The organism is Leptothermofonsia sp. ETS-13 (genome assembly GCF_049200465.1).
Lineage (GTDB): Bacteria > Cyanobacteriota > Cyanobacteriia > Leptolyngbyales > Leptolyngbyaceae > Leptothermofonsia.
Genome location: NZ_CP120836.1, coordinates 845,296 through 869,295, shown reverse-complemented (window position 1 = coordinate 869,295; position 24,000 = coordinate 845,296). Strand labels below are relative to the sequence as shown.

Annotated in this window: 20 protein-coding genes; 9 read left to right on the top strand and 11 right to left on the bottom strand. The window is 48.7% G+C overall.

The window, feature by feature from the left end; all coding sequences use genetic code 11:
• Nucleotides 1-14: 14 nt before the first annotated feature.
• Complete coding sequence (locus tag P4D80_RS03995) at nucleotides 15-1,178, top strand: hypothetical protein (protein ID WP_421657573.1); 1,164 nt, start codon at nucleotides 15-17, stop codon at nucleotides 1,176-1,178.
• 161 nt (nucleotides 1,179-1,339) lie between these two features.
• Here the strand turns inward: P4D80_RS03995 and pdxH are convergent, their stop codons facing one another.
• Nucleotides 1,340-1,981, bottom strand: coding sequence for a pyridoxamine 5'-phosphate oxidase (gene pdxH / locus P4D80_RS03990; RefSeq protein ID WP_421657572.1), 642 nt, complete (start codon nucleotides 1,979-1,981; stop codon nucleotides 1,340-1,342).
• A 183-nt stretch (nucleotides 1,982-2,164) separates the two neighbouring features.
• On the opposite strand from pdxH, the gene P4D80_RS03985 reads away from it, so the two are divergent.
• Complete coding sequence (locus P4D80_RS03985) at nucleotides 2,165-3,145, top strand: DNA-methyltransferase (protein WP_421657570.1); 981 nt, start codon at nucleotides 2,165-2,167, stop codon at nucleotides 3,143-3,145.
• A 12-nt stretch (nucleotides 3,146-3,157) separates the two neighbouring features.
• Here P4D80_RS03985 and aroF read toward each other — a convergent pair whose 3' ends face one another.
• Nucleotides 3,158-4,012, bottom strand: coding sequence for a 3-deoxy-7-phosphoheptulonate synthase (aroF, locus tag P4D80_RS03980; RefSeq protein WP_421657569.1), 855 nt, complete (start codon nucleotides 4,010-4,012; stop codon nucleotides 3,158-3,160).
• 41 nt (nucleotides 4,013-4,053) lie between these two features.
• Here aroF and P4D80_RS03975 point away from each other — a divergent pair, with 41 nt between their 5' ends.
• Entirely contained in the window at nucleotides 4,054-4,314 is a 261-nt protein-coding gene (locus P4D80_RS03975) for a hypothetical protein (RefSeq protein ID WP_421657566.1), read from the top strand.
• A 464-nt stretch (nucleotides 4,315-4,778) separates the two neighbouring features.
• Nucleotides 4,779-5,051 carry a hypothetical protein gene (locus P4D80_RS03970; protein WP_421657565.1) on the top strand — a complete coding sequence of 91 codons (273 nt, stop codon included), beginning with the start codon at nucleotides 4,779-4,781 and terminating at the stop codon, nucleotides 5,049-5,051.
• Nucleotides 5,052-5,258: 207 nt separating this feature from the next.
• On the opposite strand, the gene P4D80_RS03965 is transcribed toward P4D80_RS03970, so the two are convergent.
• On the bottom strand, nucleotides 5,259-6,848 hold the full coding sequence (locus P4D80_RS03965) for a glycoside hydrolase family 57 protein (RefSeq protein WP_421657563.1): 1,590 nt from the start codon (nucleotides 6,846-6,848) through the stop codon (nucleotides 5,259-5,261).
• 787 nt (nucleotides 6,849-7,635) lie between these two features.
• Here P4D80_RS03965 and P4D80_RS03960 point away from each other — a divergent pair.
• Entirely contained in the window at nucleotides 7,636-8,721 is a 1,086-nt protein-coding gene (locus P4D80_RS03960; RefSeq protein WP_421657562.1) for a type IV pilin-like G/H family protein, read from the top strand.
• A 111-nt stretch (nucleotides 8,722-8,832) separates the two neighbouring features.
• On the opposite strand, the gene P4D80_RS03955 is transcribed toward P4D80_RS03960, so the two are convergent.
• Complete coding sequence (locus P4D80_RS03955; RefSeq protein WP_421657561.1) at nucleotides 8,833-8,997, bottom strand: hypothetical protein; 165 nt, start codon at nucleotides 8,995-8,997, stop codon at nucleotides 8,833-8,835.
• A 460-nt stretch (nucleotides 8,998-9,457) separates the two neighbouring features.
• Between P4D80_RS03955 and P4D80_RS03950 the strand changes: the two genes are divergently transcribed.
• The gene (locus tag P4D80_RS03950; RefSeq protein WP_421657560.1) at nucleotides 9,458-10,297 is read left to right on the top strand and encodes an SPFH domain-containing protein; all 840 of its coding nucleotides are present in this window, start codon (nucleotides 9,458-9,460) and stop codon (nucleotides 10,295-10,297) included.
• Between the two features lie 261 nt (nucleotides 10,298-10,558).
• Here the strand turns inward: P4D80_RS03950 and P4D80_RS03945 are convergent, their stop codons facing one another.
• Complete coding sequence (locus P4D80_RS03945; RefSeq protein WP_421657558.1) at nucleotides 10,559-10,960, bottom strand: GFA family protein; 402 nt, start codon at nucleotides 10,958-10,960, stop codon at nucleotides 10,559-10,561.
• A gap of 374 nt (nucleotides 10,961-11,334) precedes the next feature.
• On the opposite strand from P4D80_RS03945, the gene P4D80_RS03940 reads away from it, so the two are divergent.
• Nucleotides 11,335-12,270 (top strand): Hpt domain-containing protein, encoded by a 936-nt coding sequence (locus tag P4D80_RS03940; protein ID WP_421657557.1) that lies wholly within the window; start codon nucleotides 11,335-11,337, stop codon nucleotides 12,268-12,270.
• Nucleotides 12,271-12,466: 196 nt separating this feature from the next.
• Here P4D80_RS03940 and P4D80_RS03935 read toward each other — a convergent pair whose 3' ends face one another.
• The 3 genes from P4D80_RS03935 to P4D80_RS03925 all read right to left on the bottom strand — a co-directional run bounded on the left by P4D80_RS03935 (nucleotide 12,467) and on the right by P4D80_RS03925 (nucleotide 15,866).
• Nucleotides 12,467-13,081, bottom strand: coding sequence for a TMEM165/GDT1 family protein (locus P4D80_RS03935; protein ID WP_421657556.1), 615 nt, complete (start codon nucleotides 13,079-13,081; stop codon nucleotides 12,467-12,469).
• 291 nt (nucleotides 13,082-13,372) lie between these two features.
• Nucleotides 13,373-15,097 (bottom strand): glycosyltransferase family 39 protein, encoded by a 1,725-nt coding sequence (locus P4D80_RS03930; protein ID WP_421659483.1) that lies wholly within the window; start codon nucleotides 15,095-15,097, stop codon nucleotides 13,373-13,375.
• 79 nt (nucleotides 15,098-15,176) lie between these two features.
• Entirely contained in the window at nucleotides 15,177-15,866 is a 690-nt protein-coding gene (locus tag P4D80_RS03925; RefSeq protein ID WP_421657555.1) for a hypothetical protein, read from the bottom strand.
• A 534-nt stretch (nucleotides 15,867-16,400) separates the two neighbouring features.
• Between P4D80_RS03925 and P4D80_RS03920 the strand changes: the two genes are divergently transcribed.
• Nucleotides 16,401-16,679, top strand: a complete 279-nt coding sequence (locus P4D80_RS03920) for a hypothetical protein (protein ID WP_421657554.1) — start codon at nucleotides 16,401-16,403, stop codon at nucleotides 16,677-16,679.
• Nucleotides 16,680-16,706: 27 nt separating this feature from the next.
• On the opposite strand, the gene P4D80_RS03915 is transcribed toward P4D80_RS03920, so the two are convergent.
• Both P4D80_RS03915 and puuE read right to left on the bottom strand, forming a co-directional pair.
• Complete coding sequence (locus tag P4D80_RS03915; RefSeq protein WP_421657552.1) at nucleotides 16,707-17,231, bottom strand: hypothetical protein; 525 nt, start codon at nucleotides 17,229-17,231, stop codon at nucleotides 16,707-16,709.
• 241 nt (nucleotides 17,232-17,472) lie between these two features.
• Complete coding sequence (puuE, locus tag P4D80_RS03910) at nucleotides 17,473-18,393, bottom strand: allantoinase PuuE (RefSeq protein ID WP_421657551.1); 921 nt, start codon at nucleotides 18,391-18,393, stop codon at nucleotides 17,473-17,475.
• A 667-nt stretch (nucleotides 18,394-19,060) separates the two neighbouring features.
• On the opposite strand from puuE, the gene P4D80_RS03905 reads away from it, so the two are divergent.
• Nucleotides 19,061-20,260 (top strand): glycosyltransferase, encoded by a 1,200-nt coding sequence (locus tag P4D80_RS03905; protein ID WP_421657549.1) that lies wholly within the window; start codon nucleotides 19,061-19,063, stop codon nucleotides 20,258-20,260.
• Here P4D80_RS03905 and P4D80_RS03900 read toward each other — a convergent pair.
• A complete protein-coding gene (locus P4D80_RS03900) occupies nucleotides 20,257-23,493 on the bottom strand; it encodes an AAA family ATPase (protein WP_421657547.1) in 3,237 nt (1,078 codons plus the stop codon). The two genes, P4D80_RS03905 and P4D80_RS03900, sit on opposite strands and share 4 nt — an antisense overlap.
• Nucleotides 23,494-24,000: the final 507 nt, after the last annotated feature.

Here is a 24,000-nt window from a genome sequence, read left to right as displayed (position 1 = left end):
ATACTAAAAGTAATATGAAACGCTATCTTCGGTTTAACTGGATGGTTTTTGCGATCGCTCTGATGAGTTCAGTAACAGTAGGTTTAGTGAATGCTACCATTGATCCCTATGGCGTTATTGGCACGCCAAAAATTCGACGGTTTAATGATCTCAAACCCCGACAATTTAGCAATGTCAGACTATTTAAAGCAGCAGATATTATTCGTCTAAAACCTGAAGTGGTTTTACTTGGTTCGTCTCGAACTGATCTTGGGCTTGATCCGGCCCATCCTGCTTTCTCAAAGGCTCAATCAGTTTACAACTTAGGGTTGGTTGGTCCGAATATGTATGAGGTAAGGCGTTATTTTGAACATGCTCTTGCTAACCAACCGAATTTAAAACAGGTTGTGATTGGTATCGACTTTTTTATGTTTAATAGGTATAATAAAAATGCACCTGATTTTGTTGACAATCGATTAGGTAAGCATTTTTATAAACTGAAAGATCTGCTCGCAATCACTCTTTCGTCTATGGCCTTAAATGCCAGCCTGGAAACGATAGAGGCAAGCTTTCAATTGGATGCTTTTTACCTTTATGCTGCGAATGGAATGCGGTATGTTTATGGAGGAAAGGTTAAGGAACCAGTGAAGGTTCAATTTGAACAAAGTATTTCTGAATATTTGAATTCAGCGGAATACTATAAACAATTTCAACTTTCGCAAGCCTATTTAGCTGATTTTCGTACTCTAGTTGAAATTTGCAAAGCAAGAAATATTGACTTAAAAGTATTTATTTCACCTTCCCATGCAACGCAATTTGAAGCAATACGAGTAGCGGGGCACTGGTCAAAGTTTGAAGACTGGAAGCGAGAGGTAGTTAAAATTACTCCTGTGTGGGATTTTTCTGGCTATAACACGATTACTACAGAGCCGATCCACAATGGAATGAAATATTATTGGGATAACTCTCATTACACTAAAAAGGTTGGGGACTTAGTGTTGAATCGAATGCTGGGATATAGGGAAGAAGAAGTACCCGATGATTTTGGAGTTCTGTTGATTCCAGAGACAATTGAATCTTACTTAGACCAGGTAATTGCAAAACGAAAGGTGTGGATAGCAAAAAGTCCTCAAGCGATCGCATTCGTTGAAACCCTTGCCCTTAAAGCACCTCAATCTGCTTCTAAACAACCTCAATAGTTACTATTGAAGGGTGCCGTCCAGCTTTCCTGGGAGTTTAGTGATAAGGAAGCTGATCACCAAAACAAAATCAATATTTCAGGGGTTTTGTTTGGGGTGAAAGAGGCGCTTAAGCGCCTCTTTCACCGGCAAGCCAAGAAAACCGCCGCCCCAGATTTGACTCAGGGTGCTAACCGCTCAATTATCCATTGGTTCCCCTCCAATCGATAACACAGGCGATCATGGAGGCGACTGGGGCGTCCCTGCCAGAACTCAAGCCAGTGGGGAATGATCCGGTACCCCCCCCAATGCGGTGGGCGGGGAATTTCCTGGTTCTGATACTTTTCCTGAAGCTCTTGAAACCGTTGCTCCAGTACTTCACGGTTCGGGATCATCTGGCTCTGATTGGAAGCCCAGGCACCCAGGCGACTTTCCAGAGGCCGACTGTGAAAATAAGCATCTGCTTCTTCGTCTGAAACCCGCTCAACCCTTCCCTCAATTCGCACTTGCCGTTCTAATGCCTGCCACAGAAATACGAGAGCCGCCTGCGGGTTTTCTGCCAGTTCCCTTCCTTTGCGGCTCTCATAGTTGGTGTAAAATACAAAACCACGTTCATCAACTCCCTTTAACAGGACAATGCGAGCGGAGGGAACGCCTTTGGTCGTAGCGGTTGCCAGGGTCATGGCATTCGGTTCAGGCAATTGGGCAGTTACTGCCTGGTCAAACCATTGTTGGAATTGTTGAATCGGGTCAGGTGCCATATCCGTCTCATTAAGTTGTTGTCGGGTGTAGTTGAGACGGAGGTCAGCGATTGAAATACTCATACCAGTGCGTGCAGATATAGACTTTGCTGTCAATACCATAGTGCGTCAATACCACAGTGCAAGTACTCCAGGCAAAATTTCAAACAACTTGCGCCTTTTTGAACAGTGTGGGCAATAATTGGCAAGACCTGTATCCAGCGATTCATGAACGGTCAATCTAACGGGGATTCACAGTACAAACCAGTGGTTTCTTCGCAAGCGCAGGTTTATCCTACTCGTCAACCTGTTCGGGCACCCATGAACCGCACCATTGAGTTGACCGAGGACGATCGCGATCGACTCCGCCCCCGTTTATTGCGGGAACCACCCCCAACCCGTTTGACTGAGCCCCCTCAGGCCACCATTCATGGTAACTGTCTCCATTGGGCTCACTACCTGCCTCTTCACTTCGTAGACCTGCTGCTACTCGACCCGCCCTATAACCTCAATAAAGCATTTAATGGCCAAAAATTTTTCCGACAAACTGTTGAAAACTATACCCAATGGCTAAACGAAGTCGTCACTAGCTTTATTCCGTTACTAAAGCCATCTGCCTCCATTTACATCTGTGGTGACTGGTTCTCATCCACTTCTATCTTTACTGTTGCTTCCTCTCACTTCATCATTCGCAATCGCATCACCTGGGAACGTGAAAAGGGGCGTGGCTCCCGCACAAACTGGAAAAATGCCAGTGAAGATATCTGGTTCTGCACACTGTCTGAAAACTATATTTTTAACGTCGAAGCGGTTAAACTTCGTCGTAAAGTAGTCGCTCCCTATCGTCTGGCAGATGGCACTCCCAAAGATTGGCGACCCACTCAGCAAGGCAACTTTAGAGACACTTATCCTTCTAATCTCTGGACAGACATCACCATTCCCTTCTGGTCGATGGCAGAAAACACTAACCATCCGACCCAGAAGAGCGAAAAACTGATTGCCAAGTTAATCCTGGCTAGTACCAACCCCGGCGATTGGGTGTTTGACCCTTTTCTGGGCAGTGGTACTACTTCAACCGTTGCCAAAAAATTGGGCAGGCACTATCTGGGAATCGAGATAGATGAGGAATATTGCCTGCTGGCAGAAAAGCGGCTGGAGTTAGCACATGTGGACTCTGCAATTCAGGGATATGTTGATGGCGTATTTTGGGAACGCAACACACTAGCAGTTCAAAAGGCCAGGCGATAACAGCAGCTTCCTTTATGCAACGGCTGCCAACTCCTCTACCTGTTTATCCAATCGCCGGCCAATAGCGGCGGCAACGGGTTCCAGGCTTTGAACGAGTTCTACCATGTCTTCTAGTGAAAGCGCCTGACGGGCATCGGAAACAGACTGCTCTGGAATAGGATGGCACTCGATGATGAGACCATCTGCCCCACAGGCGATCGCAGCTCTGGCCAGGTCAGGAATTAACTCCCGCTTTCCGGTAGCATGGCTGGGGTCCACAATCACGGGCAGGTGGGTAATCTGGCGCAGGGCTACAACCGCGCCCAGGTCCAGTACGTTGCGAGTGTACGGGTCGAAACTGCGGATGCCCCGCTCACACAGCACCACATTTGGATTGCCGTGGGCCATAATGTACTCCGCTGCCATAACAAATTCTTCGATGGTTGCCGATAATCCCCGCTTCAATAAAACGGGCTTCTTAACCATTCCCAATGCTTTCAGCAGTTCAAAGTTCTGCATATTGCGGCTACCGACTTGAAGCATATCTGCATGAGCCGCAACAGGTTCAATCTGGGCGATCGCCATCACCTCCGTGACAATGGGAAGACGGTAGCGATCCCGCACTGCGGCCAGAATCTTTAGTCCATCAAGCCCCATCCCTTGAAACGAATAAGGGGAGGTGCGTGGCTTATACACACCTCCCCTCAAAGCATGGATCGAAGCGGATGAAAGCTTTCCGGCCACCTGCTCCATCTGTTCCTCACTTTCAACTGTGCAGGGACCCCCAATCACGACGACATCATTTCCGCCAATTACCACTCCCTCTGCCAGTCTGACAGTAGAACGGTGATTGGAATCAGCTTTACTGACTAATTTGGCTTCCAACACTCGAAATCCTCCTTGTAAATTATTTGTTTTGTCAGTGATCCGTGCCCATCATCAAAAAGCCCGGAACCTCAGGTCCCGGGCTTCACGAACAAGTGCGCGACAAACCTACCCGGGATGCTCCCTGGTCCAAAAGTAAAAGCCGAAAAACCAACTGGGCAGATTTGTCATGGCTTGTCGCTCAAGAGAGTTCAAAAATCAAAGAGCCGCAGATGTTATTCTGCGGCTCACCTGGAAAGTGCTCAACTGAAATTGAATTCACTTCAGGTGAACCACGCTATACCAAAAAAAGTCAAAAAACCTAGGAGTAACCATTGAAAGCACCATTTAAGAGTTTGGAGCGCTTTTACCGATTGAATTAACTTGAAGTTACCAAACCGGAGGTGGCACGTCAAGTACCCAACTGGGTGAAGAGGATAAAAAATTACTCCGTAAAATTTTTGGTAGTTTTACAGGAGAAAATACCTCTAGATAGTGTTATAGCGGCAGTCATTGTGGTTAGGACGGGATGCAGGGGTGGAACCCCTGGTTGGGGGCTTCGCCCCCACTCACTCTCTAATTCCAATGTCCTAACGCACCTGCGTAGAGCTATATTTCCTACGGTAAATAGTGAAAAATTGGTTAAGTATTGTCCAAAGCTTCGATGAAGCGGGCAATAACAGCTGTAGAAATTACTGAGATTGCATAACTCAGTAAAATTCCATAACTAACCGGATCAGGCTGGTCTTAAGTGAATACAATGAGAGTACTGGAAAAGCAGCTGATTTTTATGGGTGTCTCTCCTCAAAAAAACTGTATAGCGGCTTTGGTGTCTGGTATTCAGTTAGTCACTCTGTTTGCGATGGCGGCTTTGGCAGGATTTATGACACCGGAAGGCACTCTGCAAGCACTGGTCAATTCTTCTCTCCTGCCTACTCATGGCCAGCAAACATCAGTTCAACCTCAACTAGACAATTCTTTCAAGATCGCTGGCTTTAAACCACGAAAAGTTAAAGGCCCCAAAGGACCAACAGGTGGCGCTGGAACCCGCTTAACGGCTTAAGTAATTTCTGACCAATAAAATACCTGAGCAGAGGATGGGCACGGGTTGTCTTACTTCTGCAAGGAACAAAGTGAGGTGAAAGCAGGTGAGTGAGGTGAAAGCAGGTGCCCTTGATTGTCTTGCGGTCTTTGTAGCAGACGTACTCTCATCCACCTATTCACTCCTTTCACCTTCTCCGGCTTCTTCCCCAACCCTTTGCCCCAATCCCTAAATAGGCCGATAAACGCGATAGTTGATGTTGGGAAAGATATTATCGATTGCTTCGACCTTCTCTAGCCAGCCAGAATCGACTTTGCCCTGTTTCAGTTCGTCATAAAGTTTGTGAAAACGCATCAGGTGCGATCGCGTCCGTCGGACAGCGTAGGGCACCATCGTCCCCGTTCGCATGATAAATGCCCAGTCTGAAGACTGCGCCAGCAATACCTCTCTGGCTGCCTGGTTAAGCGCCCGCCACTCCAACTCATCCGCCGGTTCCTGCTTGGCCAACTCGATCATCCGTTCTGCAGCCTTATGCAAATGGGGATAGATCCAGGCATTGGTGTCATTCAACCAATATTCGTGAAACCCCTTAAAGCCCCAACTAGACTGAGATGGCAGACAGACCTGCTGGGTAGGGTTTTCTCGCAAATAGTCTGCCAGGTGAGTCATTGCGTAAGTGTGCTGGTCATACCAGGTTTTGCGGAACAGATAATCAATAAACCAGGGACCTTCATACCACCAGTGACCAAACAGCTCGGCATCATAGGGTGACACAATAATGGGCTTGCGCTGCATAATGCCGTACAGATGTTCAACCTGGCGTTCCCGGTTATACATAAAATTACCGGCATGTTCTGCGGCCCTTTCTCTAGCCCAGTAGGGGTCATAAAGCTGCTTATCACCCAACCCTAAGCCCTTCCCAGTAATTTTGTGGTACTTGATACCCACATTCTTACGCTGCCCGTTGGGCATAATGTAAGGCTTAATGTATTCATACTCGGCATCCCAACCCAGATCCCGGTAAAATTCCCGATATTCGTGTGCTCCAGGATATCCCACTTCTGATGACCACACCTGCTGGGAGGACTCGTGATCTCGACCGAAGGCAGCCACCCCAGCCGGGGTAAATATTGGGGCATAGCTGCCAAAGCGTGGACGGGGGCGAGCGTAAAGGATACCGTGACCGTCGGTGAGAAAATAGCGTAGTCCGGCATCTGCCAGCATTCGCTCCAGCCCCTCGTAGTAGGCACATTCTGGCAGCCAGATTCCCTTCGGCGGGCGTCCAAAGGTTTCCTCATAGTGCTCAACCGCCACCTTGATCTGGGCCCAGACTGCCTGCGGATACATTTTCATCAGGGGCAGGTAACCGTGGGTCGCTCCGCAGGTGATGATTTCAAGGTTGTTGGACTCAGCAAATAGATTGAAGGCTTTGACCAGGTTGCGATCGTACTTTTCCCAGATATTTCGAACCTGATTAAACTCTTTGGCATAGTGCTCTGCCAGGTAGCGGAGGTGTCCGTTATAGGCATTTCGCTCAATCTCCATCTCTGCCAGCTCTTCCAACTTGGCGAGATGATCGTCATAGCGTTCCTGCAATAACGGATCCAGGAGCATGGACACCAGGGGCGGGGTCATGCTCATGGTGATTTTGAAGTCGATACCATCCCGTTTTAGCCCTTCAAAAACCTGGAGTAGAGGAATATAGGTTTCTGTGATTGCCTCATACAGCCATTCCTCTTCCAACACATAGTCGCTCTCGGGGTGGCGGACGAAGGGCAGGTGGGCATGCAAAACAAGGGCAAGGTATCCAATACTCATAGGAATTCCACGATAGGGATGGGTCGTTTAGCAACAAGGGTTGCAAAGCATTGTAAAGCGAAATGGCAACGAAGGGAGTGTCTGATGAGTTACATCTCGCTCTAACCCTTAGCTGTTGGTTTTTAGGAAATGTTTGAAAGGCTTAGATATGATCGGCATTGACACGGAAGTGCTGAGGTTGGGGCGCAATCTGCTGTCGCAGATTGGGGAAATCATATTCCTGAGTTCACACTAATTGGTCGGGTTTTGGCAGTCCCGTTTTAGCGATCGCTCCGATTCTCCCAGCGTACTAGGAAGGGAATCGAAGGCACCCTTTCACGGCAAGAATAAAATCCCCGGAATACTGCTCTTGCTTGAGTTATAAATGACCTTATCAGCAAGCTTCAGGAGGGCTATTGTTCTATGCAACATATAGCGTCCTGCTTGAAATTTGAACGGGGTGTAGGGGTTCTACCCTTGCGTGGGGGTGAAGCTCCCCTCTGTTCAAAAACTATAGCGGTCCTAGGTCAGTCGTGAAATAGAGAGGCTTTTTGAGAAGGAGTTTCTACAGAGCTCCTTCTCAAAATCCAAGTAGGATCGCGATATTTGTGAACGCTATAACATCCGATAAGGTATCCATTTTTCAATTTTCCGATAAGGTATCCATTTTTCAATTTGCGAGTATCTTGAATAGCATCTACCTGATTTAAGGTTGAAGTTTTGCATTGGGCTGTCCCACTATGCTGAGGGATCCCTCTTATTGATTTTTCGAGTGTCTTTGAGCTATTCACTTTAAGTAATTTGTCCTATGACTCAGCCTAATCTCTTGGAAGTTGCCAAGCAGGGTGATCCAGAAGCCATTGCAAAGCTGATGAATCTTGCCTTGCAGCCCAAAGGAATTACTGCTGAAACTCAGCTCAGTAATGGTTGTCTGGAGGTCATTTTGACTTCAAGCCGCCCGCTTAACCCAAAGGCTTTAGTCAATTTTGTTCAGCGGGGACTGGCCAATTTAGGAACTCAATCTATCCAGTTGGTGAAAGTTTATGGACAAAAGGTAGGAGATGATTCTCCAATTTGGGTAGATGAATTTCAAGTTTTTGCTTCAGAAAATAGGGTTCGATCGCGCCCTTCTGACACTCAAAAGGTGACTATTACGGGTCCTTCAGGTAATCGTTCAAACAATTTCTTAAGGTGCAAGCCGCTTCGTCCAAACGCTCGCTTCCGAGGTCTGAAGTTCGCCAGCAAGCGCCTCCTTTTCCAGGTTCGGTTCCATCTGGATCGCTGGTTGGCAACGGCTGAGCAGGCGACTGCAAAAGTTCAGTTGCCGACCCATCTGCTTCCAGCAAAGGTTCGTTCGTCTAAATTCCTGACGGCACTGGCGATCGCAACTCTGCCCGCATTTCTGCTGGGGGCGATCGCAGCGGTGATTGCCTCTTTTGCCCAAAACGGTTCAACCCAGACAGGTGTACCCCCCTCCTCAAATCAAACAGGCAGCCCAACTGAGTCCAGTCAGACTCAGTTGAATGAGATGGCAGAGGTCAGAAAGTATCTTGACAAAATGAATAAGGTACAGCGGAATTTCTACCTCAAGAATGGCCGGTTTGCCTCCAGCCTGGAGGAATTGGAGCGATCGGCAAGTGTTCTTTCTCAGAGCCACCACTACACCTATAAACTCTCAATATCTAGTGGAACTCAGTCCCGCCTAACGGCTACTCCAAAAGTTGATGGTTTAAAGAGTTTTACGGGACTAGTTGTCATCACGAAAGAAAATGGCACCAGCGTTGCAACGACAACTGTTTGCGAGTCGAAGCAACCCGCAAAAACCGCTCCCTTAATAGAGCCATCAAGAGGAAATCCGATCCAATGCCCAGCAGACTCAACCAGAATTTCCTAGAAAAAGGTTTTGAGAAGGCGTACAGCCCTACCGATTTAGCAACGCTACTAGACTTGAAACACTACTGGTCAGGGATTTTACGTTTTCTGCCTGCTGCCTGGCAACCTCCGCCTACTGTTTCATAGTTTCTGCCTGCTGTTGAACCGTTAACTTAATCTCAGTTAATTCCTCTGTCAAATTCTGGGTAGCTTCTGCCTGCTGTTGAACCGTTGACTTAATCTCAGTTAACCCTTCTGTCAAATTCCGCGCGGTTTCGGCTTGCTGTTGAACTAACAACTAATAATTTGATCTCGGTCAAGCCTTCTGTTAAGAATCCTACCTGGTCAATCAATATTTCTAACTTTTCATCTAACCGATTAAACCCATGCTCCACAGTCCGAGCTAGTTGAATGAGGGCTTGCTGAACGCCAGATTCTGGCTAGCTACTGTGGAAGGCATTCGTTTCTCCTACGTGGATATTCATACTGGCGTTTACAGCGGCATCTTCGGAGCCATTCTAGAATAGATAAGTTGGTAGTCATCATTAATTGTAAAAGGGGGAGTGGGGGCTGCGCCCCCAGGCAGGGGGTTTCACCCCTTCCGCCCCTGAAATTATCCTTGATTTAATTGCGCCTGGTGGACGATGGCATCAGTTCAGTCACCATTGGTTGGGGAGTGGGGAGTCGGAGGGAGCCAGAATGGTTCCGTTTCCCGACGTGCTGTACTAGCTACTTAGATAGGATTGGTAACACAATAGATGGGCAGTGTCATTGGTACCTTAATCATCGCCGCGCTGATCGTTGGGCTCTCAGGGTTCAAGCTCGATCGCGAATATCAGCGGGGAGTCATCTTTCGCCTGGGTAGAGCCAGAGGCATTAAGGGACCTGGCTTGTACTGGATTGTGCCCTGGGTTGATCAGAAGGTACAGGTAGATGTGCGAACCCGTACTGTGAACATCGAGCCGCAGGAGACAGTCACCGCCGACAGTGTAACGATTCGGGTCAATGCCGTTCTTTACTACCGGATTCTGGATGCCTCGAAGGCCATCAACCGGGTTGAGAACTACGAAATGGCCGTTTACCAGATCGCCCTGACTACCCTCCGCAACGTCGTTGGCCAAAATATCCTGGATGATGTGTTGCAAAACCGGGACAAGATCAATATCAAGGTGCAAGAAATTGTTGACGAGATTACGGAACCCTGGGGTATTGTGATTGAGCGGGTGGAAATGAAGGATGTCGAGATTCCACCGGGAATGCAGCGGGCAATGGCAAAGGAAGCCGAAGCAATTCGAGAAAAGCGGGCTCGTTTAATCAAAGCCGCTGCTGAGCAGGAAGCCTCGCTAAAGCTGGCAGAAGCTTCTCAGAATATCAGCCAAAATCCCTCGGCCCTGGAGCTTCGCCGCCTGCAAATGTTGACTGAAATCGGTGCAGAAAACAACACAACCACCATCATCATGATGCCTTCTGATTTCATCAACCTGGCTCAGCGCTGGGCAACCGTTCCGCAAAATCCATCAAAATCAGCAGAAGCTGAACCGTTTAATCCAGAGGTCTTTCTGAACGAAAAAGATATGGAAGAGCGCGATCGCCTCTAGCCCAGCCAAATTGAATAATCGTCTGGATCAACTAACCAACCAGGCTGACAATTAAACTTTAGGCAATGTAGAACATTGCCCGTAACTCGATTAGAACTTTATTCAAGTGACAAAATTTCAATTCTCCAATCCGGTACGATAAACACATCATCTACAATTCGCCATCTTCATTCAACTTGATGTGTTCCCGCCAAAGAACTGCGATAGCTGGAACAATGGAGCGATCGCCATAGTCAATTCGCTTCGTCTCAGTCACTTCCTTCAAGTCACAGACTTCAAAGAAGCCACATTCTGTTCCCAATTTGCGCCATCAAAGGGCTCTATTTTGAAATACGAGATTGCGTCTCCATCCAAACAACGCACATTCACGTCGTAACAGTCTGGATGCGATCGCGGTCTGTAGAAGGCATGAATTCCACAGACACTACAGAACAAATGCCTGGCAATACCCGTGTTAAAGGTATAGGTCATCAGAGCTTCTTCACCGCTCAATAGCTTGAAGCGATCGGGGGGCACAATTAGATGCAAAAACCCCTTCTTCCGACAAATAGTGCAATTGCAGTCAAACACCACATATTCATCGGCAGCAACCGTAACCTCAAAGCGAACAGCCCTGCAATGACATCCTCCCGTATATGTAGCAGGCTCATCCGTAGAATTCATTTCCGCAAGTTGTTGGTGAAGGGTGATGGAGGGAGGAGGGAGGAAAGTCTTAAGTTCTGACTTTTAAGTTCTGACTTCTGAGTTTTCCCGACTCCCCCCTCCATGAAGAACTGAATCTATGAAGAACTGAATCTATTCTTAAAAGTCTCCATATCTTAAAAATCCTCTGTGAGATACCAATTGGACATGGGAATACTGATATTGAGGAGGTATCAATGCTCACTGCCTCCAAAAGTTCCTACTAGTTTGTCAGGATTGATTTTAGGCCTGCCTAAAATCAACTGAACCAATTTCCAGATGTTTTTGAGGTTTGCACCCACAAAAAACACTCTTGACAAACCACTACAACGTTAGCACTTCGGGGGGGATTGGTCGTGCAAGCGACGAAACAGCAGCAAATTTTAGGTTACTTCATCGAGGAGGCCAAAGAACACCTCGACACCATAGAACAGGGACTAGTGAATCTAAAAGCAACGATGGCAGATTCAGAACAATTGAATGAGTTATTCCGGGCAGCCCACTCCGTCAAAGGTGGAGCGGCTATGTTGGGCTTCAACAGTATTCAAAGAGTCAGCCACCATTTAGAAGATTGCTTCAAGCAGCTTAAAGAACATCCTGTTGAAATTGACCAGCATCTAGAAAATCTCTTTCTGAAGGGATTTGATACTCTCAAAGATCTGGTTGAAGAACTCCAGTCTCCCTATGGTCTGCGAGCAGAAGACGCAGAACAGGCAGTCCAGACAGCAGAACCGCTCTTTGCTGAACTGCAAAACTACCTCAATAAGCGTATGAAAGGAGCGGGAACCCCCACTGCTGCTCAACCATCTGTCAAAACTGGGGCCGAACTGGCTGCTCTGCTCAACGGTGCGTTGAAAAAGATGCTGGAGTTGTTCAAGCAGGGAGATACTCCTACTAATCGCCAGCAACTGGCAGCATTTTGTGGTCGTCTTGTTCAGATCCACCCCAGTCCAGAGTGGCGGAGGTTGGTTCAAACTGCGCAGCGGGCGATCGCCCAATCCAGAACCCCCTACCAAACCCTTGCGCCACTCATTATTAAGGAACTGAAACAGGCCGGTGACTTGCTCATTGCTGGAAGAATCAGTGAAATCAACTCCAGTAAAGCATTGCAACAAATTGCGGCACCGCTCTCTCCTACCCCTCAGCCAACTGCCCTAACTGCTGCGCCTTCACCTGTTGCCAAAATCACAATTCCAGCCGAGCCACGAGCGGCTGCCAGAGCGCTGCTGGATGCTTTCAATAAGGAACAGTTGATTGAACTGGCCGAGTTCATTATGAAAGCCATTCAATAGGTTGGCCCATCGGTGACTCTTTCTCTCCTTGCAGGTCAAGACCGCGATCGCGGTCTTTTTTTTTGAGAGGACGGGTAAGGTGGTTATAGCTCTACACGAGTGCGTTAGGACATTGGAATTAGAGAGGGAGTGGGGGCTTCGCCCTCAGCCAAGGGTTCCACCCCTGCACCCCGTTCTAACCATGATGACTACCGCTTTACCTGCCTGCTGCCGCTACGATTCCAAACAGTAAGAAAAGAGCTCCTCCCAGGGCGGTGATGGCGCGTTCGGAGATGCGTTTGGCAACAAAACAGCCGCCCAGAACCGCGATCGCAGCACAAATGGCATGCCCTGCAATAGCTCCAGCTGTGACCTCCAGGGGATGGTTGCCAGCCGACAGGGCAACGGTCGTAAACTGAGTGCGATCGCCCCACTCCGCCATGAAGGTCAGTCCAAAGGATTGGGCAATGATGCCCCAGCCATTTTTCCAGCAGTCTAGTTTGGGGGTGGCATCGGCGATCGCTCCTTTCGCTTCCTTAACCTCATGGTCAGGGGGAGCAGGGGACATCTGGCTGGCGTCGTAAAGCAACTTCAGCCCAAACCCAATAAATAAGGCTACTTCGCTCCAGTGAACCAGTCTTCCAGGTAAAAGCGCGGCAACCTGTCCCATCAGGACCGAAAGTACGGTCATGGCTGCTAGTGCTGCAACTGCACCTGCAAAAACCAGCCGACGAGAATAACGCATCGCCAGCAGCATGGCGATAAAAAAGGTCTTATCGCCCAATTCAGAAATCGTAATCAGCAAAAGCCCGGCAGTAAAGGCTGTCAGCATGTCCTCTCAGCTCCTCAGGATTTTCTCTCCTTAGCATCTGAGTGAGCTTGATGAGGACAGAGACGACTCCACCAAGCTCACTCAATCGTGAACTCAGTGAAGGTCTCGCTTACAAGGAGTTGTTAGTTGTTGGTTGTTAAAAACTACCAACTAACAACTGCATCTGTCGCCTGAACCAGGTTCATCACCAGTATGTTGATTCAGGCGGGCTGGGATTAACCAGCAGCTACTCCCCTTCAATCGAGAATAATTATTGCAGATTGCGGATAGTGGATGCAATCACCGGAGTTTCTAATTTTGAGAAAGCTGCCAGAGGTTTTCCGTTGGTGACAGTTGCAACAGAGGGCCGTGAGTTTGTTCAAGGGTTGTTCTCAATTTCTCAGAGGGGCGGAAGGCGATCGCTGTTTTTCCCTGAATTTGCTCCCTGAAGTCCTCTGTTTTTGCCCAGGTTGGCACCTGGATGAGTAATAATGGCATGTCTTTGTTCAACGAATAACTGAGTGAAATCAGGTCTCCCAGGTTGGTATAGTCGTAGCCAAAATCACTAATGACAATTGGCGAGGATGCTGCACTGATGCGGCGGGCTGTGTCAGCATTAAAGTTACTTGGAACAATGTGCCACCAACCATCTGAGAGGGCGCTGACCGTAAGCGATGCCAGACTACCCGTAACCAGAAGGGCAAAAAATCCCTGACGAATCCACGGCTTCAACGGATAGTCACTGGAAATCAATCCAGAGAGGAGGTGAAGGCGGTTTCTGCGAGATTTTCTGGCTGCATTTAGACCGGGCTGACTGGTGGCCAGATTCAACGTCAGAAAGTAAGCAACCGCCAGTTGAATACCGGGATAGCAGGAAATCAGGTAGCGGCTGACTGTAGAACGTTTACTCTCCATCAATAAGTCGGGTACGGCCAACAGCAGAAAAGGAACCAATATTGAAGTGAGAATCAATAGCCAGACTGAGCGATCGCAATAACGGCAAAGGGCATAGAGAGAAACCCCAATCAGCACCAGAATCGGGACCCGCAGCAAAAAGGTCAAAACAAGCTGGGAGTCGAAATACAAATCGAAAAACAGGGAAGTAAAACTGAGGGTCCATAGTTTTGCAAAAAAATCCATCCCTGGAAAACCCTGACTCCAGCTAGTGACTGACAAAGCCCGTTGGGAGTTTGTGATTATCACCCATAGCCAGGGAGCATAGAGAATCAATGCCGCGGCGATCGCAACTCCAAATCTCAGCACCCAACCGCGCCTTCTTTCGGTCTGCCCCCAAAGACTCCGCTCCGGTCGATTTGCAAACCATTCCAATCCCACATAAACCGCTTGACCAATAACAGTCAGCCCAAAGAAGGGGTGGGTATATAACCCTAACGCGACTGACAGGGCATACAGTCCCCAATTTCTCCACTGCAACCTCAATCGCTGCTTGTTCGTGTCTCGACTCCTGGGCTGGTTCACTTCAGTTTGTAACGCCCGGACCAGAAGCCAGTAGCTACCAATCGTGGTTGCCGTAAGAAGACTGTACTGCCGGGCTATTTGAGCAAACAAAACATCAAAGGGCGACAGGGCCAGCAGGGTAGTAGCCATCAAAGCTACAGAATGGGATGCAAAGAGTTCCCCAGCAAGCGCATACATCAGGAGTAGCGCCAGCAGGCTAAAAAACACAGCAAGCAACCGGGAGGCAATGATAGAACTACCAAACCATTGCATCCAAGACCGCGCAATTGCAAAGTAGAGTGGGGGATGCTGCGGATCTTCCTTTGCCAGAGAGTTAATCGTATCTGCAAGGGTACTCTCCGGTTTGATTTGCTGATATTTTTGCAATTCACCAAATGGAATCACCTGATTGGTAAACAGTTCCTGGCCAATCTTTAAACCTTCGTAACCAGCTGCCCGCATGGAAGTGTAAACTTCGTCATGCCAGTAAGCCTTGTGCCTCAGGTTGACAAAGCGAAACACAACACCAGTCAGCAGCAAAAAAATCAGAAAGGTTCGAAACCAGGCAGAGGAACGCACTTGATTCAAATTCCCCACTTCTTAGAGGCGTAAGCACAACCTGCCAGTTTAGGAGATTAATGTCATTCCTTTCTATGCCTTAAGGATGATGTCTGGCTACCCACACTCCAACCCTCTCAGGCAACCAGCTTTTGCAAGAACTCATTGTCATGGAAAGGAGCGAAGTGAGCATCGCCATCTGCCGATTGTCCAAAATCAAAGGAAATCGTCGAGTCACACAGGCTCCCTGTTCCTGGGATTGCAGCGCACTCAGAAGCAGGGGGTAATCACCTAAAATGCCGATGTTGAGCTGTCCCCTTGCTAATTCGTCTACAATCGGTGCGCCCGTTGGAAAGTTGCACCACTGAATCTGACAGTGAATGCTGCTGTAGCGTCCGTCGCGGGGCAGAAAATGTTCCAGCAGCCCAAGTTGTTGAATAATCAAGTCTGCCGTAACTGTGGGGATAGTGTCGTTTTGAATGCCAATGTTTGGTGTCAGAGATTCTGGACGGTGGAAATGGTTTGGGCGCAAGGTAAAGTTGGGCGATCGCAACCGCATCCAGGAGTTGGGCGTTGACGAAAGATCTGAAGCTCTGTCATGCGCTGTAGCTGGATTGCTCCATTTTTCCTGGTGCAGCAAATTGACAAATTTCCGGGTGGGATTTGGGTCGGGCGATCGCCGTTTGCTAAAGTGCGTCGTGGCTTCGTGAAACTCACTGACCCGCTTCAGCGACAGCAGAAAAATATTCCCCGGCAACGCAAACTCTTGCAGCGCAATTGAAATCAGCATCCTCTTTGGCAGGTTGATGTCCCCATTCTCGACATTGTTGAAAACATAAGGTTGAAAACATAAGTTATCTGGTAGGATGCCTTGGCTTTAGTATTTCAACATATAGCGGCGACGCTACACGCTACATTTGGCATTGCTGAAAAGCAGTATGAATCAAAACAAAGTTTCGAGCATACAGCACCTATTTCATACCCAAATTCAGCACGCCCCACATTTTGTCTCATTTCAATCATTCACAGAACGTTAAGCGCTGGCTAAATTTCATAACGATTCTTCATCGCCGACGTCTGGAGCAAATCGTATAAATAAATTAGCTCTATACGAATGTCACTGACTTAAGAACGCTGAGATCAAACGCAGGCGCAAAGCTCAAGTTGATCAATCCAGGTTGAAAGCTTTAGCAAACAGTTTGAAAGCTTTAGCAAACAGTATTGCAGCCAGTTAAATCTGACTTTAGCTTTCGACCCAAACTCTAATCCAGGGCTTAAGTAGTGCCATTCGCTCTACACCTTAGAAAGTCCTAGGAGAAGAATCATGCTCTACCACCGCAGCGCATTAGAGACGTGGGTAACTGGATCGGCAGAATGGCTCCCAACAACATGTGAGGAAGCCCTACTGGTAGAACCCAATCTGGCAGAAGATACAAAACGCGTTCCAAATACTTTAGCGATCGCAATTGGTGTGGCTGCCAGTCTTCTGTTCTTAGGCTTAGCAACCTTGGTTTGGGGTACTGCCGAGGTATCGAAAGGGAGTGCCATGCTCAATCAAAATTTGGCACCCGTACACTACGGTAGTTGGGAGAAGTTACGGTAGTTGGGAGAAGTTAAAGTAAGCCCGTCATCAATGCCTGGGAAAACCAACCTGCTTCAGATTCTCTTCTGACCAGTAATCGTAATAGTGAGTTTTAAGTAGAGCATCGGATGCGGCTTTTACTTTTTCCTGAGTCTGAACTGTAAAGTTAATGAACGGCTCTCTCCGGGTATACACTCCTTGAATATTAAATGGCTCTTGAGGGTGTCCACCAAAAGCAATCAGACCATAGGGGGCGATCACCTCATTCAACCCTTCCACAAATTGCTGTAGCTCATCTAACGTGAGTGCCTGTCTATCAGGATTGATGACCAGTAATGCTTCGTACTGTTTGGACCGGCTAAAGTCCTGAATGAATTGCATCAGATGAACATCTGGATTCAAGCGATCCAGTGGCACAAAACGGTAGACGTGATAAAGAACTTTCTTCTCTAACCGCGCCTTACGAGCGAACGGACAGATTGGTAGACCGCCAAAGACTGGATGAGGCTTTTCCAAGACATTCTGCATATAACTAATCATTTGAGCAATGATGTCAGCTTTCGTTTCAAGCACTCAAGCCTCTCCACTAGAGCAAAAGTTGCTAGCCATTATGCATTAGACTCAGCTTTTCCGCTCACTTTTTTAGATATAGCTGCTTTAGATATAGCTGCAGTCACCAAACTTAGGACGGGGTGCAGGGATGGAACCCTTGGCTGGGGGTACAGAGCCCTCCCTCCCTTTTACCCAATGTCCTACCAGTGTCCTAAGCTACCTGGAGACAGCTATCATGAGGGGTGGGGAGTGAGGTGTCATGTCAGATGTCGGTGGTAGATGGCTTGTGGTTCTGGTACCAGTGATGGGCAATGTCAATACGACGGCAGAGCCATACCTGACTGTGTTTCTGCACATGATCCAGAAACCTGGCTAGGGAGGCTGCCCGGCCAGGTCTACCCACCAGGCGGCAATGTAAGCCAACGCTCATCATTTTGGGGGCCGTCTCTCCTTCTGCATAGAGAACATCAAAAGCATCCCGCAAATAGGCAAAAAATTGATCGCCTGAATTAAAACCCTGGGGAGTGGCAAACCGCATGTCATTGTTGTCGAGGGTGTAGGGAATGACCAGATGGGGTTTGCCGTAGTCCAATACCCAGTAAGGCAGGTCATCGGCGTAGCTGTCTGCATCATAGAGAAACCCCCCTTCTTCCACAACCAGTTTGCGGGTGTGGGGACTGGTGCGCCCGGTGTACCAGCCCAGTGGACGACTACCAGTCACTTGAGTGTGAATGGCGATCGCTCTCTGCAGATGCTCCCGCTCCTCCGCCTCACCAAAATACTTGTAATCAATCCAGCGATAGCCATGGCTGGCAATTTCCCACTCGGCCTCATTCATAGCAGCAACCGCCTCTGGATTGCGTTCCAAGGCCATCGCCACCCCATACACAGTCACTGGAATTCCCCGTTCAGTAAACATCCGATGCAACCGCCAGAAACCTGCCCGGCTACCGTATTCGTAGCACGATTCCATATTCATATGCCGGATGCCATGCAAGGGAACCGCTCCCACAATTTCTGATAAGAACACCTCTGAAGATTGGTCCCCATGTAGAATGCAGGTTTCGCCACCTTCCTCATAGTTGATCACAAACTGAACTGCCACACGAGCCTGATTGGGCCATTGTGGGTTGGGCGCGGTTCGCCCATAGCCAATCAGGTCGCGAGGATAGCGTTCTGTCATGGTGAAAGCCTCGTTGAATTCAGATGCTGGTTTTATCGGATATAACTTACCAGATTCACAATTACCAGCCGATGCATAGCGATGCTATAGCGATCCTTCTTGAAATTTGAGCAGGGTGCAGGAGTGAACCCCCTACCTTGGAGGTGAAACCTCCACCCCCCTTGTTCACAAGCGATTTGTGAACGCTGTATAGCAGTCTTAGATCAGTTATGAGATTGGGAGACTTTGTGAGAAAGGATTCCCGCGGAACTTTTCTCACAAACCAAATAGGGTCGCTATATTTGGTTTGTGAAAGAACTTTCCTGTCAGGAAAATATCGTGATTTCAAGACAAAAAATCGCCGTATAAATCAGAAATCTGTAAAAATAGATACAGAAATAAAAACTTTCTTCTCTTTTGCGGTCTAAATGGCTTTCCTGGGAGTTTGGTAATAAACGAAGCCTATTACCAGGATAAAATTAATATTCCAGGATTTTGCCTGAAATGAAAGAGTGGCTTAAGCTACTCTTCCACCGGCAAGCTGGGAGAGCCGTCTAAATTAGCGAGGTAAGTAGGGAAAGGGAAAGAGATTTAGTTTGCATGGCCTTCCGTCAAACGCATACCCATTCACCCATTTACTATGGAACTGACCCACTCACAGTGTGATGAAAGCAAGAGGTAAAGCGGGATGCCTGACAATGCTAATCATGGCAGTGTTAATCAGCAATCCAGACCATTTTTGTCACTCTGCATGATTGTCAAAAATGAGGGTCAAAATCTGGCGCGGTGTCTGGCAAGCGCTGAACCCTATGTAGATGAGATTGTGGTGGTTGATACGGGCTCTCAGGATGATACGTTGGAGATCGCCGCTCAATTTGGGGCCAGATTGGATTATTTCGAATGGTGTGATGATTTTGCAGCAGCGCGAAATTATTCCCTGAGCCGGGTTACCGGGGAATGGATTTTGCATCTGGACGCTGATGAGGAACTGATTGTAGAAGACTCCGACTTTCGCCAGCAACTTCTTTCCCAGCCAGAGGTGCTGGCCTTTGCCGTCACTCGAAATGATGTCAATGTGCCAGAAGAGGCGTTTTTGGGCGGGTTTCACGTCCGGTTGTTTCGTAATCTGCCCGGTTTTCAGTATGTGAACCGTTATCACGAACAACTCAAATATGAGGGCGATCGCGCCGATGCTCCACCGCTGGTCTATAACTACCTCCAGGGGGCGAGAATCCTACACTATGGCAACAGCGATGAGGAAGCCCTGCGCCAGAAAACCCTCACCCGCGATATTCCTATTCTGGAAGCGATTCGGCAGCAGGAAGGATTGAGCTTCTGGTTATTGGATTGCCTTGCCCGTAATTACATTCGGACTGACCAGCTTGACAAAGCCCAGGAGTGCTATGAAGAAGCCTTTGATCGCCTGCTTCCCTGTTTAATGAGTGGCGAAAAGCCGGAAGGGTTTTACTGGGTGCCAACTCTCATGCACTTTATGGCAACTCAGGCCCTTGATAGAAATGATTTCGAAACGGCCCGTATGCTCTGTCAGCGAGGCTTAGAATGGTGCCCAGACCATTTGCCACTCAATTATCTGGCGGGACACATGCTGCTAGAGCTGGGGTTTCCCCTGGGCGCAGTAGCCTATTTTGAAAAATGCCTGAACCTAGCGCAAACCACTAGTTTCTATAGCAGCGAACCGTTTGAACGGACTTTACTAAATCTGGACCCGGCCAACGGGCTTGGGCTTGCCTACTTGCAAATGAACCAGCCGGAAGCGGCGATCGCCGCTTTTGAGTTAGCGCTATCCTTTGACCCTAATTGCGCGATCGCCCAACAGCATCTAGAAAATTTGAAACAAGCTCCGAAATACGAATCACAGTGTTCCTAGACTGAGAGGCTTAATTGGGAGCCATTTTCGGTTTTTCGGACTTCAATTCGAGATTGAAAGGCTTCTTTGAAGTGGGGGACATGGGTGACGGTGAGAATGCAGGCAAAGTCAGGGGCGATTGCATTAATGGCGGCAATCAGGCGATCGCATCCCTCTGCATCCTGGGTGCCAAAACCTTCATCCACAATCAGCATTTGCAGAGCAGTGCCAGAGCGATGGGCCAGGAGTCGTGCCAGGGCTAATCGAATCGCAAAGTTTACTCGAAAGGCTTCTCCACCGGAATAGGTTTCGTAGGGACGGGTTCCATGAGCATCTGCAATCAAAATGTCCAGGGTATCAATCAGCTTTGCCCCGGCTTTACCAGCCGACTTGTTGCCCTTCCCAGCCCGTTGAGTCACAAATTGAACATGCAGTTGATTTGCACTGAGACGGCTCAAAATTTGATTGGTTTCAGCTTCCAGTTGGGGAAGCGCATTTTCAATCATCAATGCCTGAATTCCATTTTTACCAAATGCCTGGGATAGTTCTTGATAAATTCGGTACTGACGTTGAGTTGATTGCAGATCGATTTTGAGGGTTGAGTGTTGGGCTTTGAGGGTTTCGATCTGCTGCTGTTGTTGCTGGAGGCGACCGAGATGGGCCAGGGTCTCGTCCAGGCGTAATCGCCGTTCCTGCATTTGTTGTTCTAAATCCTGAATTTGAGTCTGGCGATCAGGAATTTGTTGCAACTGTTGAACCAGGGTTTCAGTTAAGATTTGGGCAGTCTGGAAAGCCTGCTGTCGTTCCTGAAAGGCATGGGACAGTTGTTCCACTCGCTGTCGTATCTGGGGATAGTGCTGCCGTGCCTGGCACAGTTCCTGATAGCGAAGTTGCCATGATTGCGCCTGCCGCAGTTGTTGACGTAACTGATTGTGTTGCTCCAGGTCATACCCAGTGGCAGCTATTTGCTGATCCAGTTGTTCCAGATGGGTGGTCGTTTCGGCATTTAACTGTTCTAACTGGTGCTGCACCTCGGCTAATTGAGATTCCAGTTCCGGCTGGCGTTGGGCAATCTGGTTCTGTCGCCGTTGTGCCTGCTTAATTTCTGCTTGCCGAATTTCTGCCCAGCGCCAGCGATCAACTTCCCCCCGTGCCAATGCATGATTTTTTTCGTCGTAATTCAACTGCTGCAAGCTATGATCCAGTAGCTTGAGTTCTTCTTGCAATTCGGTTGCGTAGTCACCTGTTTCGAGCGATCGCTCAATTTCCCTGATCTCAGCCATGATTTGTTGTAAACGGGCTTGCCCATCAGCCGTTACCTGAAGTTGCTCTTGCAACTGTCCCCGACGCTCCAGCACTGAACCATACTCCGCCAGTTCCTGCTCCAGGTCACGGTACTCCTGCCGTAGAACTTGAATTTCACGTTCAGACACCGACAGCTGTTCTCGGATGATCCAGATTTGCTCCAGAATTTCCTGCTGTTTGACTCGATGCTTTTCGAGTACCAGGTTCCAGTGATGTTCATCCAGGGGGCGATCGCAAAGCGGACAGGGAGGATAGGAAGTCGAACGTCGGGGAGAGGAGATAGGGGAAGAAGGCAGGGCAGATTCTAAATTGGGAATGACCGACTGAGAAACTTTTCCATTCCCGTGTTCCAGGATTTCCTCCGTCTCCCCATCGCCCCATTGCTCCATCAGTCCTTCATTCACTTGGGCTTCCTGCATCAGCAGTAGAATCTTGCGCTCCACCTCTGCCAGTTGGGTTTCGTAGTCCCGCTGGTGAGCCTGGAGGCGTTCCATAAAACTGCGGCGTTCCAATCCTTTTTCTCGCACCTGTTGCTGGTAAGCCCGGCGTTCCTCTAGTGTTGCGATGCGAGCGCTGACTTTCAAAACGGCCTGCTTTAACCTGGGCTGGCGTTCTTGCTGAGTTTGCAACTGCCGGGCGGAGGTACGCAGTTCTTCCAGGCGGGCAATGAGGCGAGTTTGGATGCGATCAATTTGGGATTGAATCTGCTGGCGACGTTGCAGGAGGGGAGCTACCTGGGCCTGAAGTTGATCCATTTGACTGGCATGCAGCCGCGCCTGATGAAGTTGCGTCAGTGCCGCTTCTATATCGGTTGCCTTACTTAAAATGTGTTGAATTTCGCTTTCCTGCTGCAACAGAGCTTCTAACTGCGCTTGCGTATGCTGAAGCCTGCTGTGTAGTTGAGCGATGGTTGCCGTTTGCTGTTGCTGATATTGTTGGCGCTGGGTCTGAACTGTCTGGTGAGTTCTCTGCTTACTCGCCAGGATTTCTTCCTGGGCTTGTAAGGATTGGAAATGGTGGTAGCCCGCCGCGATCGCCCCCTCCTGCTGAAACAATGCCTCTAAACCCTGCTGTTGCTGTTGGGCAGCCGCTAGTTCCTGTTGCAATCGCTGACAATCCTGGGCCAGGATACGCTGCTGTTGCTGTTGCCAGGTCAACTCTTGCTGCCAGGTCTGGCGCTGCTGCTGAATTAGTTGAAATGCCTGGAGTTGGTTACCATCTTCAGTCTGTTGCTGCTGTAATTCCGCCAGTGCAGCTTCCAGTTTTTTCCGTTCCTGGGCAATTGGGCCGTCCTGCTGTAGTTGGTTCTGAACAGTCTCCAGGCTACGTTCCAGCAGTTCAATCTGCCCCTTAAGCTGTCGTGCCCGGTCCTTTGCCCGCTCTGCCAGGTCGTCGTATTGATCCAGCTTTAACAAGTCGGTCAAAATCTCCTTCCGCTCGCTGGGGCGCTTCAGCATAAATTCATCAGCCCGCCCCTGACGCAGATAGGCAGAGTTGATAAAAGTTTCATAGTCCAGTTTGATGTGCTCCAGAATTAGCTGCTGGGTGGCACGCACGCCTTTAGCCGTGAGAGTACGGAAGGACGGAGTGGGGGATGCCCCTTCTCCCCCTTGTAATTCTTCTGCGGTTGCTTCCTTCTGATTCCCCTGAGCAATCTGAAACTCCAGCATCGTTCCCTGCCCCCGATAGCGGCTACGAACAATTCGGTAAAGATTCTGATTGTTGGTAAAGATAAAATCCACCTGAGCTTCTTGAGCGCCAATGTGAATCACATCATCGTCTGAAGCGGCACGGCTCTGCCCCCAAACTGCCCAGGCGATCGCTTCCAGCAGCGAAGACTTCCCTGCCCCATTGGCTCCACAAATACAGGCGGTGTGTAGCCCTCTAAAATCCAGAGTGGCTTCCCGGTAGCTCAAAAAATTTTTTAGCGTCAGACGTTGCGGAATCATAGCAGTCAGGTGCTACAGCGGTTTACCCAATGGTTTACCGCAAGTGAATAGCAAAAGTGCAGCTAGCTATTTCCTGGAATCCTGATGAGTAGGTAGCCGTAATTAACTGAAACAAGGGGGGCGGTGCCCTCAGGCAGTGGGTTTCATCCCCTCCACTCCCAAACTATCCTTAATTTAATTGTGTCTGGCTACTTACCTGCCCAGGTGGAAACCGCTACACAGCACGTTGATTCCAGATTAGCAGTACAGACGCTCTAAAGTACACATGAACTCAGGTACAATTGGGCTTATTTTTAGAGCTTACGCATTTTTAGAGCTTACACAAACCTTGGAGGTTTTAGTCTAAAACTGCACCCATGCTCCCATTGGCGCTTAACTTCCGAGGTTTTGGCAAAACACGTAAGTCCTGTATTTATAGCTGTCGTCAGGTTGCTTAGAACATTGGTTTTAAGAGGGTGAAGGGGCTGCGCCCTCAGCTAGAGGTTCCACCCCTGCACCTCGTCCTCA